We start from the raw sequence: 20982 nt of genomic DNA, 5'->3' as shown, positions 1-20982 counted from the left end.
GCGCGGCTCTCCACCAGCCCGCACCCCGTCGAACGGCACCCGCGCATGATGCCCACCCCGTGCCGCATCGCCTCCCGCGAGCGGATCAGGCCCCGCTCGGCATCGTCTCCCGCGAGCGGATCAGGCCCCGTGCGGCATCGTCTCCCGCGAGCGGATCAGGCCCCGTGCGGCATCGCCTCCCGCGAGCGGATCACGCCCCGTGCGGCATCGCCTCCCACCAGGGATCAGCGCCACGTCGCTCGACGACACGGAACTCGCGCAGCCCCCTGCCGGGGCGGCCGGGCGGGGGAGGCGGCGGTGGGGCGCCGCACACCGTGCGCGGGCCGGGCGGCCGGGTGCGGGGGCGGCCGTCGCGTGGGCGGGGGGCCGGGTTAGGCGCGAGGCTGTCAAGCTCGTGTCGCTGCGGCGGGGAGGGCGCGGGAGATGGCGCGGGCGCTGGTGAGCAGGAGCGGGGCCAGGGTGTGCGGAGCGGCGCCCCCGTGCCGGACGACGAGGGAGACGGCGGCCGTCACCTCGCCCTGGGCGTCGCGGATGGGCGCCGCGACCGACAGCGCGTCCATGGTGACCTGGCGGTCGCTCACCGCGTAACCGCGGGAGCGGGTGTCGGCGAGGGCGGCGCGGATGCGGCGCGGGTCCGTCATGGTGCGCTCGGTGTAGCGGGTGATGGGCGCGTTCAGCACCTGCTCCTGGACGTCGGCGGGAGCGTGGGCGAGCAGGACCAGCCCGACGCCGGTCGCCGTGAGGGCGAAACGGCCGCCGACGCGGGTGAGCACGGGGACGGCCTTGCTGCCCGCGATCCGCTCCACGAACACCACCTCCGTCCCTTCCCGCACGGCGAGCTGCACGTTCTCCCGGGTGACCTGCGACAGATCCTCCAGGTACGGCAGCGCCGCCTCCCGCAGGCCGAGACCGCGCGGCGCCAGCGAGCCCAGCTCCCACAGGCGCAGGCCGATGTGGAAGCATCCGGCCGGATCCCGCTCCAGCGCACCCCAGGCCACGAGGTCCGACACCAGCCGGTGCACGGTCGAGACCGGCATGCCGGCGTGCCGGGACAGCTCGCTGAGCGTTAGCGCACGCCGGTCTGGCGTGAACACGCCGAGGATCTGCAACGCGCGGGCCACGACCGGGCCGGTGCGCTCGGCGGGTTGACGGGGCGCGGGAATCGGCATGGACGGCTCCCCGGAGGATCAGAGGTTCGTCGGCTTGTGCGGCTTCTCGGAGGATCGAAGGTTCGTCGGTTCGGCCGGTTTCTCGGAGGACTGAGGGTTCGTCGGTTCAGCCGGTTTCTCGGAGGTTCGGCTGGGTTCTCGGAGGTTTGTCGGTTCGGGTGGTTTCTGGAAGGGGCGTCGGGAGGGTCAGAGGTCGAGGACCAGTTTCGGGCCGGCGGCGCGGGAGACGCAGATGAACATCACGTCATTGGCCGCCCGCTCCTCCGCGTTGAGGAGCGAGTCGCGATGGTCCACCGCGCCGGCGAGCACCCCCGTCTCGCAGGTGCCGCAGGTGCCCTCCCGGCACGACGACAGTACCGGCACGCCGGCCTCCTCCACCACGTCCAGGATCGAGCGGCCCGGCGGGACGGTGAGCGTGCGGCCGGAGCCGGCCAGCTCCACCTCGAAGGGTCCGCTGAGGAGGGGAGGGCCGGCGTCCTTGGGGGTGAAGCGTTCCAGGTGCAGGACGTCCGGCGGGCAGCGCTCCTCGACGGCGGCCAGCAGCGGGGCCGGGCCGCAGCAGTAGACGAGCGTGCCCGGCGCCGCCTCCGCCAGCAGGGCGTCGAGGTCGAGCAGGCCGCGCTCGTCCTGCGGCCACACCGTCACCCGGTCGTCGTCGCCCAGGTCCCGGGCGAACGCCATCGACGCCCGCGACCGCCCCCCGTACGCCAGCCGCCACTCCGCGCCGGCCGCCTCGGCCGCCGCCACCATGGGCAGGATCGGGGTGATGCCGATCCCGCCGGCGATGAACAGGTAGCGGGGTGCCGGGTGCAGCGGGAAGTGGTTGCGCGGGCCGCGTACCAGAATCGTGGCGCCCGGGTGCAGCTCGTCGTGGACGAACGCTGAGCCGCCCCGGCCGCCCGGCTCGCGCAGCACGGCGATGCGCCAGGTCGTGCGGTCGGCGGGGTCGCCGCAGAGCGAGTACTGGCGCACCAGGTCGCCGGCGAGGACGAGGTCGAGGTGAGCGCCGGGCGTCCAGGACGGCAGCTCGGCGCCGTCCGGGTCACGCAGGTCGAGGGTGATCACCTCGTCGGCGGCCCGGGCGCGGGAATGCACGACGAGCTTGCGCTCCTCGACGACGGTGGAGCTCCGGGTCATCGCGCGACCCTCACATCCGCAGACGCGACCGCATCCGCAGGCGCCACCGCATCCGACGCCGCCACTCCATCCGACCCCGCCACCGCTCCCGCGCCCGAAGGTGCCGGCGTGCTCGGGGCGGAGTGACCGGTCGGGTGGGCGAGCAGCCACTCCCACACCTCGACCGGCCCTTCGGCCACGTGCGTGGCGCCGCAGTGGCAGGTGCCCCGCAGCAGGTCGCTGCCCGGCAGCCACACCACCCGCAGCACATCACGCCCGGCGTGCAGACGTACCGCATCCATGCCGTTCATGCCCGGCTCGCCGCGCCCTGCTCCGTGAGCCGGGCCAGGAGGCGGCGGGCCGCGAGCCCGCCGGTGTCGATGTTGATGGACAGCTCCTGGTACCCGGCCGGCTCGGTGGCGATCACCTGCTCCAGGACGTTCAGGGCGGCGACGTCCTGGAGGACGACGGTCCGGTTCTGCTCGGCCAGGAAGTCGGACACGCCCTGGTCGTCGAGGGCGAAGTCGCGGGCGACGGCCCAGAAGTCGTGGGTGGTGTGCTCGGTCTCGGGCGTGATGGCGTACACGACCTCGACGTGGAAGGCGTCGGGGTCGCTGCCGTCGGCGCCCGGCAGCACGCCGAGGGGTGCGATGCGCGAGTGCAGCTTGTACAGGCACGGCGGGGTGTACTCGATGTCCTGCCAGCGCATGATGCGCCCGGCCAGGCCGGTGGACTTGGCGTAGAAGGGCGGGCACTCGGCGTCGTCCATGTGCCGGCTGACGTAGACGACGCCGGCCTCGTCGTCGACCTCGGTGGTGATCGGGGTGGCGGCCACCTCGGGCGTGCCGATGTAGCCGCTGTGCAGGTACGTCTCGTGCGACAGGTCAAGCAGGTTGTCCACGAGCAGCCCGAACCGGGCGTTGAGCGGCTCCATGCCCGACACGGTGGTCCAGCCGGGCGCGTCGAGCCACGGCGCCCGGGGGATGCGGGACGCGTCGGCCTTGGCCGGGTCGCCGATCCACACCCACACGAACGAGTCCTGCTCGACGACCGGGTAGCTCTTGAGCCGGGCGGTCCGCGGCACCCGGGTCTGGCCGGGCACGGCCACGCAGCCGCCGTCCGCGCCGTAGGTGAAGCCGTGGTAGCCGCACACCACCTGGTCGTCGACCAGCCGGCTGGGCGCCTCGGAGAGCGGGAAGCGGCGGTGCACGCAGCGGTCGGAGACGGCGGTGACGGCTCCGGCGCGGGTGCGCCAGAACAGGATGGACTCGCCGCAGACGGTGCGGTTGAACAGGTCGTGCCCGATCTCGCGCCCGTACGCGGCGACGTACCACTGGTCGCGGGGGATGCTCACCATCGCTTCGGCTCCTTCGGCGGTCGGTCGCTGGTGCGAACGATGGTGACCCGCATCACCCCGGCGCGGAATCGCGTTTCCCGGATGCCGGAAAACGAACGTGCCGGCGTGCCCCTCCCGGTCGTCCGGCACCAGCACCCCCGTGATCAGGCCGGGCCTGATCACGGGGGCGGATCCGCCGCTACAGGTCGAGCTGCAGCGTCGCCATCTTGTGCGTCGGCAGGTAGCCGAGCGCGTCGTTGACGGCGCGCATGGGGCGGTTGCTGTCGGCGGTGTCGGTCAGCAGCCCCTCAAGGTACGGGTAGCGCTCGCGGGCCTGCCGGATGGCCTCGGCCTTCATCCAGCGGGCGAGGCCGTGCCCGCGATGCTCGGGCAGCACCCCGGTGCCGTAGTGCTGGGCGTCACCCTTGCCGTCCCCTGGGACGACCAGCTCGGTGAAGCCCACGACGGCCCCGTCGGACTCCGCGACGGCGGCGACGGTGTGCAGGAAATCGCCGCGCTTCCCGATGGCCAGCGCCGCCTCTCGAACGCGGTCGACGTCCCAGCTCACGGTGCCGAAGTCGGTGTCGTCCATGGGCATGTCGTCCATGGCGCGGCGGGACGCGGCGAACGTCGGGGCCAGCTCGTCGGGCACGACCCCGTCCCACGAGACCAGCCGGTAGCCAGGGTGTGGGCTGCGGGCGATCGCGTCAAGATCGCCGAGGCTCGCCCGAGCCAGCGGCAGCCGCGCGTACGTCAGGGTCAGAACGGTGCGGAAACCGTGCGCGGACAGGAACGCCTCCGCCGCCGAGCCGGGCTCCGCCTGCGCGATGACGCGGCGCCGGCCCTCCTGGCGGGCCGCCTCCAGCGCGGCGCCCAGCAGGAGGGAGCCGGCGCCCTTGCGCCGCTCGGCCGGGTGGACGTGCACGTCGAGCTCGGCCAGGTGATCCTGGCCCGCCTTCAGGAACAGCCGTAGAAAGGCCGACCCGGCGGGAGTGCCGGCGGGCAGGGTGGCGAGCCAGGCGAGGCGCCGGCTGGACGGCGTCGTCTGCGGATCGATCAGAGGGGTGATGCGAATCGACACGATGTCTCCGTGTGGAGGAGGTGGATGAGAGCAGAGCCGAGGTCGCGCTGCTGAACAGTCGTGCGCATCTGCTGCACACCTCCCTCACCGACGGGTTCCGACATCGAACGCGATCACACTCTAGCGGACGATTTACCAAGCCCTCCAGATGGGGGAAACTGCGAAGGGCAGGACGACCCGCTGGAGGAGATCGTGGCACGATCCGAGCTGAACACCGACATGATCCTCGCCGCCATCCGCGACCACGGGCACGAGGCCTACGACGTGCTGGTCAAGGAGTTCCCGTCGGACGAGGTGATCGCGGAGTTCACCGCGGCGAGCAGGTCGGGCCTGACCAGCTTCGGCATCGCGGTGCACCTGGCGGAGCTGACGGACAAGGGCCGCAAGCGCCTCGACTCCCTCAAGTAGCCGCGGGCGCGGATGGCAAACGCGACCCCTGATGATCATTGGGTGTCTACGCCAGTCGATCGGGAACAGGGGCCGCGTTCACGTGCCATCATCCCCGATCGACGCCCCCGCCCGCCACCGCAAGCCCATCTTTGCCTCCGGCTCGGCGGGCGATCTGCCACATCTGCCGGGCTTTGGGCAAATCATCGGACGCGACCCGGCCCCTGGGCTCCGCGGCTCCCCTACACGCTGCCGCCCGCACCACGGCTTCCCGAGGCCCGGGCGCTCATCGAGATGGACCGCTACTTCGTGCTGCAGGCGCCCTGGCAGACCGGCAAGACGACCACGCTGCGTACGCCGGCCGCCAGGTCACCGTCCTGCGCGTGTGACGGAGTTCCGAGCGCTCCCCTCATGCGGGCCGATGGTGAACTCGCCGCGGTTGTACACGCGCGGCCCGAAGTAGCTGGCCTGCACGCTCGCGTTCGTGTTGTACGACGGGTTCGTCAGCCATTCGGCCCACACCATGAACCACGTCCAGCGCGGCTGCGCGTCGAGCAGTGCCGGGCTGGGGGCGCGGCCCACCTCGGCCAGGGAGATCGGCTTGCCGCCGGCCACGTTGAGCATCGCCTGGTAGTCGGAGGAGGAGGGCTCCAGCTTGGCCCACACGTCCAGGGAGGCCACGTCGGCGTACGACGAGCCGGGCCAGTAGTCGCCGATGGAGCCCATGGAGACGTCCTTGACGTTCCAGACCCACACGAGGTTCGTCAGCCCCTGCGCCGTGTAGTAGTCGTGGGTGATCTGGTACAGCTTCCTGCTGCCCGAGGCGCCGGGCCGGCCGCCCCACCACGACCATCCGTCGTTCATCTCGTGGAGGGGCCGCCACAGCACGGGCACGCCGGCGTTCTGGAGCCGGCGCAGGTAGGGCACGGCTTCGGCGAGCCGGCTCTTGAAGGCGTTGTTGAGGCTCGTGCCGTCGGTGACGAGCCGGCTCCACTGGCTGTCGGACAGGTGGCTGAGCACCCCGTTCGAGTCCCAGCCGCAGGTGGGGCCGGTGGTGGGCGGGCACATGTGCCAGGTCAGTGCCACGACGGAGCCGCCCTGCCACTGCCGGACGGCCTCGTCGATCATCGTCTGGCGGCTGGAGACGTCGGAGGAGGCGAACAGGAAGTCGCCGCCCCACAGGCCGGGCGTCTGGCCGGTGATGCCCTGGGCGACGCGGGTGTACTTGGTGGGGTCGCTGTTGGGCTCGCGGTTGTGCTGGCCGGACAGGGTGTACCGGCCGGAGATCCCGGTCAGGAAGCCGATGAGGTCGGCGCGGGTGGCGGCGGGGAAGGCGTGCGCGGGCGTGGCCAGGCTCGCGACGGTGGCCACGGCCACCGCCAGGGTCAGTAACAGGCGGCGCATGGGGGGTGTCCTTTCCTACGGGGCGGGATAGGCGGTGACCTGGCCGACGGTGAGCGTGCCGGTGCCCGGCCCGCCGCCGGCGTAGAACGAGAGCTGCTCGAAGCGGGTCAGGTCGAGCGGGCCGGCGCCGGCCCAGCTCGGGTGGTCGAACGCGGTGAACGGGACGCGGACCACTCCGTCCGGTGCGGCGTCGAGGGTGTGCTCGAAGTAGACGCCGCCGGTGACGAACTGGACGGTGATCTTCGCGGGCGCGCCGGTCCGGGCGAGCCGCAGTTCGAGGCCGTGCTGGCCCCACACGTCCAGGGCGGGCGAGAAGGTACGGGTGACGCCCGCGTACCCGGCGCCGCCGAGCGTGTAGTCCAGCCGCATGCCCTGGCCGGGCAGCAGCGACGGCGTGATCGGGTCGCCGCCGGGGTTGCCCGGGTAGGCGGCGGCCAGCTGGGCCGAGTCGGCGTAGCCGGTGAAGTCGTCCACGACGGCGGGGGAAGCGGGCAGTGGGCGGGTGGCGAAGGACGACACTGCGCCGGAGGTGCGGCCGGCCGCGTTGACCGCGGTGACCCGCCAGGAGTAGGTGACGCCGGGTTCGAGCTGCTCCGGCGGCCGGTGCTCGGTCCCGGTGATCGCGGTGGCCGTCAGCACGGGGTCGCTGAGGTCGGCGTGCTCGGAGACGGTGAGCGTGTAGAAGCTCGCGCCCGGCGAAGGGCTCCAGGTGAACGCCGGGGTGCCGAGCACGTCACGGGCGCCGGGAGCCGGGGTGAGCGCCGCGGGGGCGGCGGGAGGCGCGGAGACGGGGGCGGGGTCGGCCGACCAGAGGGTGGCCCGGGTCAGCCCCCCGCCGCCGCTCCAGACCACGCGGACGTGCCCGGCGCCCTCGATCTCGGCCGTCACCTGGCCGCCGGTGCTCTCGTGCTCGGTCTCGGCCGTCACGCGGCCGTCGCCGCTCTCGTGCCGCACGGTACGCCAGGTGGAGCCGTCGTCGGAGACCTGCACCTTGATCCGCGGCCGGCCCGCCACGTCGAAACGCGCCCGCCGCAGCCCGGGGCGGCTCCACGACAGCCACGCCTCGCCCGCGGCGACCGCCGCCGCAGGGGTGATGGTGACGTTCGCGTGGCCGTCGGCCAGGTCCGTCGTCTGCAGCGGGTCCACGAGCGCGACCTGCGAGCCGGTGACCCGCACCGGCTCCGAGGGCGTGCCGCGGCGGCCGTCCCGGTCGACCGGGACGACGCGGTAGGAGACCTCGCCCGTCGCCTCCGGGTCGATCCAGGGCGTCTGGTTGTCGGTGAGCAGCCCCTGGTGGGCGGCGCTCCAGCGGCCGTGCCGGGCGCGCTCCACGACGTAGCCGGCGGCGCCGGCCGCGCCCCGCCAGCGCAGCTCGTTCAGCCCGCCGCGCTTGTCCACCTGCGTGATGAGCGGCGGCCCGACGCGGGCGGGGCGGCCGGTGGCGGGGGAGACCTGCGCGGCGAAGGCGGCCTGCGCCTCGACGGCGGCCCGCATGCGCGCGTCGTCGCCCGGATAGTGCAGGGTGAAGCCGTCGTCGTGCTGGACGAAGCCGTTCCTGTCGTGGTGGCCGAACAGCGACCACGACAGCATGCCGGTGACGTCGCGGTTCGCGGCGAGCGGGGTGAGCAGCTCCTTGGTGGCCGCGGTGGAGGCGTACTCGCCGGCGAGGTAGACCTTGCCGGCGCCGGTCACCGTGGCCGCGTCGGCGGCGACCCGCTCGGCCGTCGGCGGGTAGTAGTGCACGTCCACGATGTCCACGCCGGGCGCGGCGAGCGTGTCGGCGTCGATGTCGAAGCGGCGGCCGGCCGCGATGAGCTGGCGCGGCGCCCACGTCCTGAACGCGGCGGCGTTGCGGTTGATCCAGTCGAGCGTCATGCCCTCCAGCTCGTTGCCGAACTCCCAGGCCATGATGGTGGGGTCGGCGTTGTAGGCGCGGCCGGTCAGCGGGTTGACCCGGCGCATCACGTGCTCGGCGTAGGCCTGGTAGTCGGCGATCACGCGCTCGTCGGTGTAGAACGCCTCCGGCGGCAGGCCGTAGGGCTCGGTGAAGTCGCGGTGGCCGCCGTGGTAGTAGGCCCACTCGTCGGTCAGCGGCAGGATCAGGCGCAGGCCGATCGAGCCGGCGTACGCGATCGCGTAGTCCACCGTCGCGAACGCCGCGTCGTTGAAGCCGGCCTCCTTCGACGGCAGGATCGACAGGGGGTTGCCGGTGGAGGCCAGCATGTGCGAGCGCACCACGGTCATGCCCATGGCCTTGGCGGTGTCGAGGGCGTCGCGGATGCGGAAGAACGTCGGATAGGCGACGCCGCCGACGTTTTCGTCCAGGCCGAGCCAGTAGATGTTGGTGCCGGCGAAGCGGAACGGCTTGCCGTCGAGGGTGAGGCGGGAGTCCGAGCGGGTCACGAACCGGGCAGGGTCCGTCGGGGCGGGGGAGGCGTGCGCGGGCGGGGCCAGGGAGAGGGCCAGGACGACCGCGGCGAGGCTCGCCCATCGGGGGGATCGCATGGGGCTGGGCCTTTCTCGTCATTCGGCTGAACGTTTGCTTTACCGAATAAGTGCCCTGACCATAAATCCGGAACGACAACGATGTCAACGACGAGAAACCGGTTCAGTGGCTGGGGCGCCACCAGGGCCCAGAACGGGGCGACAAGCCGCCTCCGCGACCTGCTTGTTTAGTGAAGACCTAAAACGGTCTAGACACGTTCAGGTCGATATCGCTACCTTGTCGGACGTCTGGGGGCGTTTGTCCCATTGTCATGACCAAGGAGCAGACGGTTGACGAAGCAGAGTAGGTCGCTGGACTCGGGATGGACGCTCCGGCTGGCGGGCGGGCAGGCGCCCGCCGAGGTCGCCGGTCTGCGCGACGAGGCCGTGCCCGCCCAGGTGCCCGGCTGCGTGCACGCCGACCTCCTGGCGGCCGGGCTGATCCCCGACCCGTACCGCGACCTCAACGAGCTGGAGGTGGCGTGGGCGGGGCGGGCCGACTGGCGTTATGACACCGTGCTGGGCGCGGCGCCGGCCGGCTTCGAGCGTACGGACCTGGTCTTCGACGGCCTCGACACCGTCGCCCGGGTGCTGCTCGACGGGCGGGAGCTGGGCCAGACCCGCAACATGCACCGCTCCTACCGCTTCGACGTGACCGGCCGCGTGCACGAAGGCTCGGCCCTGACGGTGCTGTTCACCTCGGCCTACACCGAGGCCGAGGCGCTGCGCGAGCGCCTCGGCGCGCGGCCGAACGAGTATCCGGAGCCGTTCAACTACATCAGGAAGATGGCCGCCTCCTTCGGCTGGGACTGGGGGCCCACCCTCGTCACCGCCGGCATCTGGCGTCCCGTGCGGCTGGAGAGCTGGAGCACCGCCCGGCTCGCCTCCGTCCGGCCGCTGGTCACCGTCACCAACGGTGACGGCAGGATCGAGGCGCACGTCGAGCTGGAGCGCGCCGCCTCCGGCGCGGGCCGCGAGCTGACCCTCACCATCGAGGCCGCCGGGCACACCGCCGTCCGGGCCGTCTCCACCAGTAGCGCCGTGATCGCGCTGGAGGTGCCGGAGCCCGAGCTGTGGTGGCCGCGCGGCTACGGCGAGCAGCCCCTGTACGACTGCGTCGTCACCCTGTCCGACGCCGGCCGCGTCCTGGACCGGTGGGAGCGCCGCGTCGGCTTCCGCACGGTGGAGCTGGACCGCTCGCCCGACGAGCACGGCACCGCCTTCACCCTGCGCGTCAACGGGCAGCCGATCTTCGCCCGCGGCGTCAACTGGATCCCCGACGACGCCCTGCCCGCCCGCGTCACCCCCGAGCGCTACCGCCGCCGCCTCGTCCAGGCGGCAGAGGCCGGCGTGGACCTGGTCCGCGTCTGGGGCGGCGGCATCTACGAGGACCGCGCCTTCTACGACGCCTGCGACGAGCTCGGCCTGATGGTCTGGCAGGACTTCCTGTTCGCCTGCGCCGCCTACCCCGAGGAGCAGCCGCTGCGCGGCGAGATCGAGGCCGAGGCCCGCGAGAACGTCACCCGGCTCAGCCCGCACGCCAGCCTCGTCCTCTGGAACGGCAACAACGAGAACCTGTGGGGCTTTCGCGACTGGGGCTGGGAGCCGAAGCTGGCCGGCGACAGCTGGGGCGAGGGCTACTACCTCGGGCTGCTGCCGCGCGTGGTGGCCGAGCTCGACCCGACCCGCCCGTACCAGGCGGGCAGCCCCTGGTCGGGCTCGTGGGAGCGGCACCCCAACGACCCCGCGCACGGCCCCTCCCACTTCTGGGAGGCGTGGAACCGCCGCGACTACAGCGACTACCTCGACCACGTGCCGCGCTTCGCCGCCGAGTTCGGCTGGCAGGCGCCGCCCGCCCACGCCACCCTGCGCGAATGGCTCGGCGACGACCCCCTGACCTCGGCCTCGCCCGGCATGCTGCACCACCAGAAGGCCGAGGACGGCAACGGCAAGCTCGACCGGGGCCTGGCCCACCACTTCACCGTCCCCGCCGACTTCGACCAGTGGCACTACCTCACCCAGGTCAACCAGGCCCGCGCCGTCGCGACCGGCGTCGCCCACTGGCGCTCCCACTGGCCGGTCTGCGGCGGCACCGTCGTCTGGCAGCTCAACGACTGCTGGCCGGTCACCTCGTGGGCGGCGATCGACGGCGCCGAGCGGCTCAAGCCGCTCTACCACGAGCTGCGCCGCCTGTACGCCGACCGGCTGCTGACCTTCCAGCGCCGGGACGGCGCCCGCGTGCTCGCCGCCGACAACCAGTCGCCCTCGCGGTGGCGGGGTACGGCCCTGGTCCGCAGGCTGCGTGCCGACGGGACGGTCCTGGCCGAGGAGCACGTGCCGTTCGACGTGCCGCCGCGCACGGTCGCGCTGCTGCCGCTGACCGTCGCCGAGTTCAAGGAGGCGCACGAGGAGCTGCTCGTGGCCGACGCCGGCGACCTGCGCGACGTCGTGCTCGGCGGGCCCGACAAGGAGTTCGGCTACCCGCCCGCCGAGCTCGACCTGCGGCTGGACGCCTCCGGCGGTACGCTCGTGGTTGTGATCACCGCCCGCGCCTTCGTCCGCGACCTGCTGCTGCAGGCCGACCGGCTCGGCCCCGCCGCGAGCGCCGACCGCGGGCTGGTCACGCTGCTGCCCGGCGAGAGCGTCACGATCACCGTGCGCGGCCTGGCCGACGCCGCCCGCCTCGACGAGGCCGCCGTACGATCGGCGCTGTTCAGTGTCAACGCGGCGGAAGGGGTTCCCCGCCCATGAGACCGCCCATGGGACCGGCCATGAGAGCTGCCGCCCGCCCGGGTGGGAAGGTGACGATCGCCGAGGTCGCGGCGCGCGCCGGAGTGTCCAAGGGCTCGGTGTCGCTGGCGATGAACGACAAGCCGGGCGTGTCCGCGGCCACGCGGGAGAAGGTGCTCAAGGCCGCCCGCGAGCTGGGCTGGCTGCCCAACCAGGCGGCCCGCTCCCTGTCGTCGGCCGCCACGCAGGTCAGCAACATCGGGCTGGTCATCGCCCGGCCGGCCCGCATGCTGGGGCTGGAGCCGTTCTACATGGAGTTCGTCTCCGGCATCGAGAGCGTGCTGGTCGAGCGGTCGTACTCGCTGCTGCTGCGGCTCGTGCACGACGTCGATGAGGAGATCGGCGTTCTGGACGGGTGGGGGCGCAGCAAGCAGATCAGCGGCTCCATCATGGTCGACTTCACCGTCGACGACCCGCGCGTGGCGCCGATCGCGGCGCTGGGGCTGCCGGTGATCGCCGTCGGGCATCCCGACCTGACCGGCGGGCTGCCGTCGGTCTGGACCGACGACGGCGCGGCGGTCACCGAGGCGGTGCGTTACCTGGCGGCGCTCGGGCACCGGCGGCTCGCGCGGGTGGGCGGCCCCGCCACGCTCGGTCACAGCATGATCAGGAGCGAGGCGTTCGCCAAGGCGGTCGCCGACCTCAACCTCGAGCCCGGCCGGATCCTGCCCACCGACTTCTCCGGCGAGCAGGGCGCCCGCGCCACGCGGGCGCTGCTGGCCAGCGCCCAGCGGCCCACGGCCATCCTGTACGACAACGACATCATGGCCGTGGCCGGCCTGTCGGTGGCGACCGAGATGGGCGTGTCCGTGCCCGCCGAGCTGTCGCTGCTGGCCTGGGACGACTCCCAGCTCTGCCGGCTCACGCATCCGCCGCTGTCGGCGATGAGCCACGACGTCTTCGCCTTCGGCGCCGAGGTCACGCGCCGCCTCATGGACCTCATCGACCACGGCGACGCGGAGGTGGGCGCGGTGCCGACGCCCGTGCTCGTCCCGCGCGGCACCACCGCCCGGGCCCACTGACCCCGCTTGTCACCGGACGCGGCCCTCGCATGCCCTACGGCTACTAAACCGCTCTAGTAGTAGTTTTCCCAGCTCATCAGACATGTCGATCGACGACTGAACTGAACACCTTGTAACGGTTATGTATCTTCAGTGCTTCGTCCCTTTTACGCCTAAACGCGACATGCCACTGTTCACCGCAACCCCGGTGCTTCCCTTAGGAGATGGTGTGAGATGCGCAGACTTGCGCTGACCGGTCTGGCCCTCGCGGTGACCGCGGCGCTGGCCGCCGCCTGCGGCGGCAGCGGACGGAGCACGGCGCCCGCCACGGCGGCGAGCGACCCGTCGAAGGTCTCCGGCGAGATCACCGTACTGACCAACCGCACCGACCTGGTGAACGACGGCACGATGAAGAAGTACGCCGACGACTTCGCCAAGGTCTACCCCGGCGTCCAGGTGAAGTTCGAGGCGATCACCGACTACGAGGGCGAAGTCAAGATCCGCATGAACACCGAGAACTACGGTGACGTGCTGCTGATCCCGAACAACATCGCCAAGGGCGACTACCCGAAGTTCTTCGCCCCCCTCGGCTCGGCCGCCGAGCTGTCGCAGAAGTACAAGTTCATCCAGTCCGGCACCGTGAAGGACCAGGTGTACGGCATCGTCTCCTTCGCCTCGGCCAACGGCTTCGTCTACAACAAGGACCTGTGGGCCAAGGCCGGCGTCACCGACTGGCCCAAGACGCCGGAGGAGTTCCTCGCCGGGCTGAAGGCCGTCAAGGACAAGACCGGCGCCACCCCGCTCTACACCAACTACAAGGACGGCTGGCCGCTCACCAACTGGACCAACGCCAACGGCTCGGTCACCTGCGACACCAAGGCCGAGGCGGCGATGGCCACCGGCGATCCGTGGGCCCCCGGCAAGGACCTCAACGTCATCGACTCCCTGCTGTTCAACGCCGTGCACCAGCAGCTCACCGAGAAGGACCCGACCACCACCAACTGGGAGGACTCCAAGAAGTTCATCGCCACCGGCAAGATCGGCGCGATGTGGCTCGGCTCCTGGGCGATCCCGCAGATGCGGGCCGCCGCCACCACGGCCGGCCAGAGCCCCGACTCGATCGCGTTCATGCCCTTCCCATCCCAGGTCGGAGGCTCGTTCTGCTCGGTGCTCAACCCCGACTACCAGTACGCGGTCAACAGCCACTCCCCGAACAAGGCGGCGGCGCGGGCCTGGCTCGACTGGTTCGTCGACAAGTCCGGCTTCTCCGCCACCAACCAGGGCGTCTCGCCGGTCAAGTCCGACCCGCTGCCGTCGGCGCTGAAGCCGTACAGCGACGCCGGCGTCAAGCTCATCGAGCTGGAGACCGACCAGCGCATCCTCGTCGACACCATCGACAAGGAGTCCGAGGTCGGGATCAAGGCGCCCGACTACCGGCAGAAGCTCATCGACGTCGCCCGCGGCGCCGCCAAGGGCGACCTGAACAGCGTGCTCGCCGACCTGTCCGCCCGGTGGAAGGCCGGCCGGCAGGCCGCCGCCTGACACCCCCGCCCGTGGTGCCGGCCCGACCAGGCGCGCCGGCACCGCGCGCCGACCGAAGAAAGGCAGAGATGACACCGATCTCGTCATCCCTGAGACGTGGCTCCGCGGGAGCCCCGCGGGACGCGGCGCGGCACTCCAGGCAGCGGCCGCGCCACGGCTGGAGGCAGCGCCTGACGCCGTGGATGTTCCTGCTCGTGCCGCTGGCCCTCCTCATCACCTTCTCGTACGTGCCGATCGTCAACATGGTCGTCTACAGCTTCACCGACTGGGACGGCGTCAGCCCCGACTACACCTTCACCGGCCTCGAGAACTACGTCGAGATCTTCACCCGCCCCGAGCTGTTCAAGGTCTTCGTCGCCAGCGCCTACTACCTCGGCGCCGCCGTGCTGCAGATCGTGCTCGCGCTGTACTTCGCCACCGTCCTCAGCTTCAACACCCGCTTCCGCAACCTGTTCAAGGGCATCCTGTTCTTCCCCTACCTGATCAACGGGGTCGCGATCGGCTTCGTCTTCCTCTACTTCTTCCAGGAAGGGGGGACGTTCGACACCGTGCTGAAGCTGTTCGGCGTCGGCGGCGAGCACCTGTGGCTCGGCGACCCCGACCTGGTCAACTACTCGCTGGCCGGCGTCTCGGTGTGGCGCTACATGGGGCTCAACTTCGTGCTCTTCCTCGGCGGCATCCAGTCGATCGCGCCGGAGCTGTACGAGGCCGCCGAGCTCGACGGGGCCAACCGGTGGCAGCAGTTCCGCTTCATCATCGTGCCCTCGTTGCGCCCGCTCATCGGGCTGACCGCGATCCTGGCGATCTCCGGCTGCCTGTCGGTCTTCGAGATCCCGTACATCATGACCGGCGGCGCCGGCGCGAGCGAGACGTTCGTCATCCAGACCATCAAGCTCGCCTTCCGCTTCGACAAGACCGGCCTGGCCTCGGCCGCCGCCGTCGTGCTCCTCGTCATCATCCTGCTGGTGGCGTGGGTGCAGCGGCGGATCGTCCCCGAAGAAAGGGTGACCCCGTGACGACCGTAGTGCGCGCCAGTGTGGCGAGCAGAGTGGCGAGCGCCCTCAAGTACGTGTCGCTGATCGCGGCGAGCGTGGTCGTGCTGCTGCCGCTCGGGGTGGTGCTGCTCACCTCGCTGAAGACCTCCGACGAGCTGGCCGCCGGCAGCGGCCCGCTGACGCCGCCCGGCGACTGGCTCAACCTGGCCAACTACGTCACCGCCTTCGAGAAGGGGCGGATGGCGGAGGCGGCGCTCAACACGTTCGTCATCCTGGTCGTCTCGATCACGGGCACGGTGTTCATCGGGTCCGCGGCCGCGTACGCGATCGACCGCTTCACCTTCCGCCTCAAGAAGCTCATCGTCGCGCTGTTCCTGTTCGCGACGCTCGTGCCCAGCATCACCACCCAGGTCACGACATTTCAGGTCATTGACCAGCTTGGCCTCTTCAACACCCGCCTCGCCCCGATCATGCTGTACCTCGGCACGGACATCGTCGCGATCTACATCTTCCTGCAGTTCATCCGCAGCATCCCGATCTCCGTGGACGAGGCCGCCCGCCTCGACGGCGCCTCCTCGTTCACGATCTACCGGAAGATCATCCTCCCGCTGCTCAAGCCGGCCGTCGCGACCGTCGTCATCGTCAAGGGCATCGCCGTCTACAACGACTTCTACATCCCGTTCCTCTACATGCCGGACCAGAGCCTCGGCACGATCTCCACGTCCCTGTTCCGCTTCAAGGGGCCGTTCGGGGCGCACTGGGAGAACATCTCGGCCGGGGCGATCCTGGTGATCGTCCCGACGCTGGCCGTGTTCCTGCTGCTTCAGCGCTTCATCTACAACGGCCTGACGCAGGGCGCGGCCAAGTGACCTTCACGGCAGCTCCGTGGTCAGGAGGGCGGCGGCGCGGCGGACGTCGGCGTCGAGCGGGCGGTCGGGGTCGATCGGCGGGACGGCCTCCGACAGCGTGTCGAGCAGGGCGGCGCAGGCCGGGGAGGTGGGGCGGCGGGCGCCGACGTGGGCGGCCTGGCGCAGGCCGACCGCCAGGGAGCCGCACAGCAGGGCCAGCAGCGCGGCCATGTCGTACGCCCGGAGCGCCGCCTGCGTGCCGAACGGCACCACGTCCTGGTTGTGCAGGTTCGTCGGCAGGCTCTGCATGCCGGCCGGCAGGGCGGCGTGACGGAGCTCGGCCACGAGGGCGGTCGTGGCGAGCTGCACGCCCTGCATGCCGTGCTGGCGGCCGGGGCCGGCGGCGAGCATCGGGGGCAGTCCGCCGTTGCGGGTGGGATCGACCAGGAGGTCGAGCTGCCGTTCGGCGAGGTTGCCGAGCTGGGCGGTGACCATCGCGAGGACGTCGGAGGCGAACGCGGCCGGCTGGCCGAAGAAGTTGCCGCCGTGCACCACGAGGTCGTCGGCGGGGAAGAAGAGCGGGTTGTCGCTCACGCTGGACAGGTCGGCCGCGACGACGCCGCCGGCGTAACGCAGGGCGTCCTCGGCCGCGCCCAGCAGCTGCGGGGAGCAGCGGATGCTGTACGGCTCCTGTAACGCCCGCGTGCCCGACGGGGTGGTTCCGGCCAGCGTCTCGCGCATGCGCGTGGCGACGTCGATGGCGCCGCGGTGGCCGTACGCGCTCATCAGGCGCGGGTCGAGGAAACCGGGGTCGCAGCCGAGCAGGTCGGCCAGCAGGCAGGTGAGCGCCTGGAGCGCCCGGTGGGAGGCGCGGACGGAGTCGAGGGCCAGCGCGGTCGCGGCGGTGGTGAGCGAGGTGCCGTTGACGAGCGCGAGCGCGTCGCGGCCGTCGAGCGTCAGCGGCGTCAGCCCGGTCCGGCGCAGCGCCTCGGACGCCGGCATGCGCTGCCCATCGGCGTAGGCGTCCCCCCGGCCGCGCAGCGCCTGGGCGGCGTACGCGAGCGGGATCAGGTCGCCGCTCGCGCCGACCGAGCCGTAACGCGGGATCGCCGGCACGAACGTCGTCGCGAACATCGCGGCGAGCCCGTCCACCACGTGCGCCGACACCCCGGACACGCCCTGCGCCAGGGACCACACCCGGACGAGGAGCGCGGCCCTGCACACGACCGGGTCCAGGTCGGGGCCCTGGCCGGCGCCGAGGTGGGCGAGCGTGTTGTCGCACTGGTCGGCCTGCTCCTGCCGGCCCGGGAAGCCGACCAGGGCGCCGAAGCCGGTGGTGGCGCCGTACACCGGGCGTTCCTCCTCGTTCAGGACGTCGCGCAGGAAGGCGCGGCCGCGCTCGACGCGGGCGCGCACGCCGTCGCCGGCCACGACGGAGACCGGCGACGCGGCGCGGCGCAGGTCGGCGGCCGTCAGCGGGGCATCGAGATCGACACTGGTGCTGGTCAGGCTTTCGGCTGCGGTCATGATCCCGACGATAGGCGCGGTTTCTCAGAAACCTCTGAGATTGCGTCCGTAGCGTCCGGCACATGGCGCACGACTACCTGATCATCGGTGCCGGGCCGGCCGGTCTGCAGCTGGCCTCCCTCCTCGAACGCGACGGTCATGACTATGTCGTCCTGGAACGCGGAAGCGGTCCCGGAACCTTCTTCACCAGGTTCCCGCGGCACCGCCGGCTCATTTCCATCAACAAGGTCCACACCGGGTACGAGGATCCGGAGCTGCGGCTGCGGATGGACTGGAACTCGCTGCTGAGCGACGACCCGGAGCTGCTGTTCACCCGCTACACCGAGCGCTACTTCCCGCAGGCCGACGACTTCCTGCGCTACCTGTCCGACTTCGCGCGGGCGACCGGCGTGCGGGTGCAATATGGCACCGACGTCGTACGGATCGGCCGCGACGCCGACGGCTTCACCGCCGTCGACCAGGACGGGCGCTCGTGGCGGGCCCGCCGCCTGGTCATGGCCACCGGCGTCTCCCAGCTGTACGTCCCGCCGATCCCCGGCATCGAGACCGCCGAGCGCTACGACACGTTCGAGACCGACCCGCGCACCTTCACCGACCAGCGCGTGCTCATCATCGGCAAGGGCAACTCGGGCTTCGAGACCGCGGACGCGCTGATGGAGCGGGCGGCGGTCATCCACGTCGCCGGGCCGCACTCCATCAGGATGGCCTGGCAGTCGCACTACGTCGGCCACCTGCGCGCGGTGAACAACAACTTCCTCGACAGCTACCAGCTCAAGTCCCAGAACTCCGTGCTGGACGGCACGGTGGAGAGCATCGAACGCCGCGACGACGGCACCTACCGGGTGCTGTTCCGCTACGCGCGCACCGTGGAGGCGCTGCGCGAGCTGTTCTACGACCGGGTCATCGCGTGCACCGGGTTCCGGTTCGACGCGTCGGTGTTCGACGACAGTTGCCGCCCGCCGATGGTGATCAACGACCGGTTCCCCGAGCAGACGCCGTCGTACGAGTCGACCGGCGTGCCCGGCCTCTACTTCACCGGCACGCTCACCCAGCAGCGCGACTTCAAGAGCTCCACCAGCGGATTCATCCACGGCTTCCGGTACGGGACGCGCGCCCTGCACCGCATCCTGAACGCCCGCCACCACGACACCCCCTGGCCCGCCGAGGAGGTCGCGGCGGCCCCCGACGCGATCAGCGACGCGATCATCGCCAGGGTGAACCGGTCGTCGGCGCTGTGGCAGCAGTTCGGCGTGCTCGGCGACGTGGTCTCGGTGGCCGGCGACATCGCGCTGTACCAGGAGGAGGTGCCGGTGGCGTACGTCGCCGACGGCGGCCTCGGCCCTGCCGGGCACCGGTTCGTCATCACTCTGGAGTACGGGGAGGATCACGACACCGCGGACCCGTTCGACATCTCGGTCCCGCGCGTCACCGAGAACGACGCCGCCCACGCCTACGACGCCAGCTACCTGCACCCCGTGGTGCGCCACTACCGCGACGGCGAACTCGCCGGGGTGCACCACCTCGCCGAGAACCTCGACAACGAGTGGAACCTGCCGATGGTGCACCAGCAGCCGCTGTCCGTCTTCGTCAAGGAGTGCCTGGCCGATGCCGGCTGAGGTGACGCCGGGCGAGCCGTACCCGGGGCCGGTCCTCGACCTGCTGGCCGCCGCCGGGGACCGGACCGTGTTCGAGCACGGCACCCGCACCGTGAGCGGCGCGCGGATGCTCGGCCTCGTCCGGCGGATCGCGGCCGGCCTGCGCGCGGCGGGGCTCGGCCCGGGGGACGGCGTCGCCATGATGCTCGGCGTCACCCCCGAGGCGTTCGCCGCGATCATCGCCGGTCACGTCGTGGGAGCCCGGGTCGTCGGCGTACGGCCCGGGCTGCCCCCCGCCCAGCTGCACCACGTCCTCCACCAGGACGTCGACGCGACCGTCACCGACGACGACGGCGGCACGCTCTCCCTCTCCGGCCTCCTCAGCACCCCGGACGAGGGCGGCCGGCCCGAGCTGTCCGCCCGCCCGGGCGACGTCGCCCGCCTGCTCTACACCAGCGGCAGCACCGGCACCCCCAAGGCGTGCGCGCAGACGTACGCCGCCATGAGCGCGGCCTGGACGGCCCGCCCCGAGGCGTGGCCGCCGGCGATCAAGGAGCTGGCCTCCCGGCTGGGGCGCTACCTCGTGTTCGGCTCGCTGAGCAGCCAGGTCATGATGGAGTACGGCGTCCTCACCCTGGCCGCCGGCGGCACCATGGTCGTCGCCGACCCGCCGGCGTTCCCCGACGCGATCACCCGGCTCCGGGCCACGGCCAGCGTCATCACCGTGCCCCGCCTGTACAAGCTGGTCGCCGCCCAGCGACGCCGGCCGGCCGACCTGAGCAGCCTGCGGGCGCTCATGGTGTCCGGCTCGCCGCTGGAGGCGTCCCGGCTGCGGGAGGCGCGCGACGTGCTGGGCCCGGTCGTCTTCCACGGCTACGGCCAGACGGAGACCGGCACCATCTCCATGGCGACGCCGCAGGACGTCCCCCCGTCGGTGGGGATCCCGCCGGACGTCATCGACGTCGAGGCCCGTAGCCCGGACGGCCGCCCGGTGCCGCCCGGGGTGGACGGCGAGCTGTACGTCCGCACCCCCGCCCAGGCCATCGGCTACTGGGCCGACCCCGGCCAGAGCGCGGAGGTGTTCGTCGACGGCTGGGTACGCACCCGCGACCTGGGCCACTTCGACCACGACGGCCGCCTGTACCTGACCGGCCGCACCAGGGACGTCATCATCATCAACGCGAACCTGCACTACGCGGGCCCCATCGAGCGCGCACTCGCCGCCGCGCCCGGCATCGCGGAGGCGTACGTCGTCGGCGCCCCCGACGAGGAGACCGGCGAGGCGGCCCACGCCTTCGTGGTCCTGGAGCCGGGCCGCACGCCCGACCCGGCCGCTCTGCGCGAGCGGGTCGCCGAGCGCCTGGGCGACGCCTGCGTCCCCGCGACGATCACCGTCATCGACGAGGTCCCGGTGGGCCCGAACGGCAAGCCGGACAAACGCCTCCTCCTGCCCGCGCGGTGAGCGATCAGGATCGACACCTTTTCCCGGCGATCTGTTAGCGCTAACTTGAGCTTGCAAGACGGATTCCTCTCCGGGCGGGCGTCAACGATCACGCGGTGAGCGTGCGCGAGCCGGCAGTGCCGCCGGCCCCTCGCGCATGCCCCCGCGCATGCCCCGGCGCATGCCCCCGCAAGGAGAGACCCATGACCCGCACCACGTTCCGTCGTGCCCGTCCGACATCGCGCGACCACGACTGTTTCCGACTC

The 20982-nt window shown here is 71.9% G+C and carries 16 protein-coding genes; 8 read left to right on the top strand and 8 right to left on the bottom strand.

From position 1 onward, the window contains the following. Nucleotides 1-386: 386 nt before the first annotated feature. The 5 genes from KIS93_RS44815 to KIS93_RS44795 all read right to left on the bottom strand — a co-directional run bounded on the left by KIS93_RS44815 (nt 387) and on the right by KIS93_RS44795 (nt 4702). On the bottom strand, nt 387-1169 hold the full coding sequence (locus KIS93_RS44815; RefSeq protein ID WP_080041394.1) for an IclR family transcriptional regulator: 783 nt from the start codon (nt 1167-1169) through the stop codon (nt 387-389). A gap of 186 nt (nt 1170-1355) precedes the next feature. Next, the gene (locus KIS93_RS44810) at nt 1356-2306 is read right to left on the bottom strand and encodes a PDR/VanB family oxidoreductase (protein WP_080041393.1); all 951 of its coding nucleotides are present in this window, start codon (nt 2304-2306) and stop codon (nt 1356-1358) included. Continuing rightward, the gene (locus tag KIS93_RS44805; RefSeq protein WP_222107869.1) at nt 2303-2587 is read right to left on the bottom strand and encodes a hypothetical protein; all 285 of its coding nucleotides are present in this window, start codon (nt 2585-2587) and stop codon (nt 2303-2305) included. Before KIS93_RS44805 ends, KIS93_RS44810 begins: the two co-directional genes overlap by 4 nt. 5 nt (nt 2588-2592) lie before the next feature. Further along, a complete protein-coding gene (locus KIS93_RS44800; protein ID WP_080041392.1) occupies nt 2593-3642 on the bottom strand; it encodes an aromatic ring-hydroxylating oxygenase subunit alpha in 1050 nt (349 codons plus the stop codon). 178 nt (nt 3643-3820) lie between these two features. Beyond that, the gene (locus tag KIS93_RS44795; protein ID WP_080041391.1) at nt 3821-4702 is read right to left on the bottom strand and encodes a GNAT family N-acetyltransferase; all 882 of its coding nucleotides are present in this window, start codon (nt 4700-4702) and stop codon (nt 3821-3823) included. A 192-nt stretch (nt 4703-4894) separates the two neighbouring features. Here KIS93_RS44795 and KIS93_RS44790 point away from each other — a divergent pair, with 192 nt between their 5' ends. Next, a complete protein-coding gene (locus tag KIS93_RS44790; protein ID WP_080041390.1) occupies nt 4895-5110 on the top strand; it encodes a hypothetical protein in 216 nt (71 codons plus the stop codon). Between the two features lie 348 nt (nt 5111-5458). Here the strand turns inward: KIS93_RS44790 and KIS93_RS44785 are convergent, their stop codons facing one another. Further along, on the bottom strand, nt 5459-6493 hold the full coding sequence (locus tag KIS93_RS44785) for a glycoside hydrolase family 26 protein (RefSeq protein ID WP_080041389.1): 1035 nt from the start codon (nt 6491-6493) through the stop codon (nt 5459-5461). Nucleotides 6494-6508: 15 nt separating this feature from the next. After that, nucleotides 6509-8998 carry a cellulase family glycosylhydrolase gene (locus tag KIS93_RS67880; protein WP_186404800.1) on the bottom strand — a complete coding sequence of 830 codons (2490 nt, stop codon included), beginning with the start codon at nt 8996-8998 and terminating at the stop codon, nt 6509-6511. 270 nt (nt 8999-9268) lie between these two features. Between KIS93_RS67880 and KIS93_RS44775 the strand changes: the two genes are divergently transcribed. The 5 genes from KIS93_RS44775 (at nt 9269) to KIS93_RS44755 (ending at nt 16174) form a co-directional block, all read left to right on the top strand. Continuing rightward, a complete protein-coding gene (locus tag KIS93_RS44775; RefSeq protein WP_080041387.1) occupies nt 9269-11728 on the top strand; it encodes a glycoside hydrolase family 2 protein in 2460 nt (819 codons plus the stop codon). A gap of 50 nt (nt 11729-11778) precedes the next feature. Beyond that, the gene (locus KIS93_RS44770) at nt 11779-12789 is read left to right on the top strand and encodes a LacI family DNA-binding transcriptional regulator (protein ID WP_230465436.1); all 1011 of its coding nucleotides are present in this window, start codon (nt 11779-11781) and stop codon (nt 12787-12789) included. Between the two features lie 213 nt (nt 12790-13002). Beyond that, the gene (locus KIS93_RS44765) at nt 13003-14310 is read left to right on the top strand and encodes an ABC transporter substrate-binding protein (RefSeq protein ID WP_080041386.1); all 1308 of its coding nucleotides are present in this window, start codon (nt 13003-13005) and stop codon (nt 14308-14310) included. Nucleotides 14311-14492: 182 nt separating this feature from the next. Next, nucleotides 14493-15326 (top strand): carbohydrate ABC transporter permease, encoded by an 834-nt coding sequence (locus KIS93_RS44760; RefSeq protein ID WP_222107868.1) that lies wholly within the window; start codon nt 14493-14495, stop codon nt 15324-15326. Next, nucleotides 15323-16174: a carbohydrate ABC transporter permease gene (locus tag KIS93_RS44755; protein ID WP_080041384.1), complete on the top strand. Its 852-nt coding sequence runs from the start codon at nt 15323-15325 to the stop codon at nt 16172-16174. Before KIS93_RS44760 ends, KIS93_RS44755 begins: the two co-directional genes overlap by 4 nt. Nucleotides 16175-16177: 3 nt before the next feature. Here KIS93_RS44755 and KIS93_RS44750 read toward each other — a convergent pair whose 3' ends face one another. After that, nucleotides 16178-17680, bottom strand: coding sequence for an aromatic amino acid ammonia-lyase (locus KIS93_RS44750; RefSeq protein ID WP_080041383.1), 1503 nt, complete (start codon nt 17678-17680; stop codon nt 16178-16180). A gap of 62 nt (nt 17681-17742) precedes the next feature. Between KIS93_RS44750 and KIS93_RS44745 the strand changes: the two genes are divergently transcribed. After that, nucleotides 17743-19296, top strand: coding sequence for an NAD(P)-binding domain-containing protein (locus tag KIS93_RS44745; RefSeq protein ID WP_080041382.1), 1554 nt, complete (start codon nt 17743-17745; stop codon nt 19294-19296). Further along, entirely contained in the window at nt 19286-20737 is a 1452-nt protein-coding gene (locus KIS93_RS44740; protein WP_080041381.1) for a class I adenylate-forming enzyme family protein, read from the top strand. The genes KIS93_RS44745 and KIS93_RS44740 overlap by 11 nt, the downstream gene beginning before the upstream one ends. Nucleotides 20738-20982: the final 245 nt, after the last annotated feature.

Source organism: [Actinomadura] parvosata subsp. kistnae, assembly GCF_900323885.1.
GTDB lineage: Bacteria > Actinomycetota > Actinomycetes > Streptosporangiales > Streptosporangiaceae > Nonomuraea > Nonomuraea composti.
This window is presented reverse-complemented; position numbering and strand designations above follow the sequence as displayed.

Coding starts and splice junctions, on each gene's coding strand:
- KIS93_RS44765 (WP_080041386.1), top strand. CDS start 13,003: ATGCGCAGACTTGCGCTGACCGGTCTGGCCCTCGCGGTGACCGCGGCG.
- KIS93_RS44760 (WP_222107868.1), top strand. CDS start 14,493: ATGTTCCTGCTCGTGCCGCTGGCCCTCCTCATCACCTTCTCGTACGTG.
- KIS93_RS44810 (WP_080041393.1), bottom strand. CDS start 2,306: ATGACCCGGAGCTCCACCGTCGTCGAGGAGCGCAAGCTCGTCGTGCAT.
- KIS93_RS44815 (WP_080041394.1), bottom strand. CDS start 1,169: ATGCCGATTCCCGCGCCCCGTCAACCCGCCGAGCGCACCGGCCCGGTC.
- KIS93_RS44740 (WP_080041381.1), top strand. CDS start 19,286: ATGCCGGCTGAGGTGACGCCGGGCGAGCCGTACCCGGGGCCGGTCCTC.
- KIS93_RS44785 (WP_080041389.1), bottom strand. CDS start 6,493: ATGCGCCGCCTGTTACTGACCCTGGCGGTGGCCGTGGCCACCGTCGCG.
- KIS93_RS44805 (WP_222107869.1), bottom strand. CDS start 2,587: ATGGATGCGGTACGTCTGCACGCCGGGCGTGATGTGCTGCGGGTGGTG.
- KIS93_RS44745 (WP_080041382.1), top strand. CDS start 17,743: ATGGCGCACGACTACCTGATCATCGGTGCCGGGCCGGCCGGTCTGCAG.
- KIS93_RS44800 (WP_080041392.1), bottom strand. CDS start 3,642: ATGGTGAGCATCCCCCGCGACCAGTGGTACGTCGCCGCGTACGGGCGC.
- KIS93_RS44750 (WP_080041383.1), bottom strand. CDS start 17,680: ATGACCGCAGCCGAAAGCCTGACCAGCACCAGTGTCGATCTCGATGCC.
- KIS93_RS67880 (WP_186404800.1), bottom strand. CDS start 8,998: ATGCGATCCCCCCGATGGGCGAGCCTCGCCGCGGTCGTCCTGGCCCTC.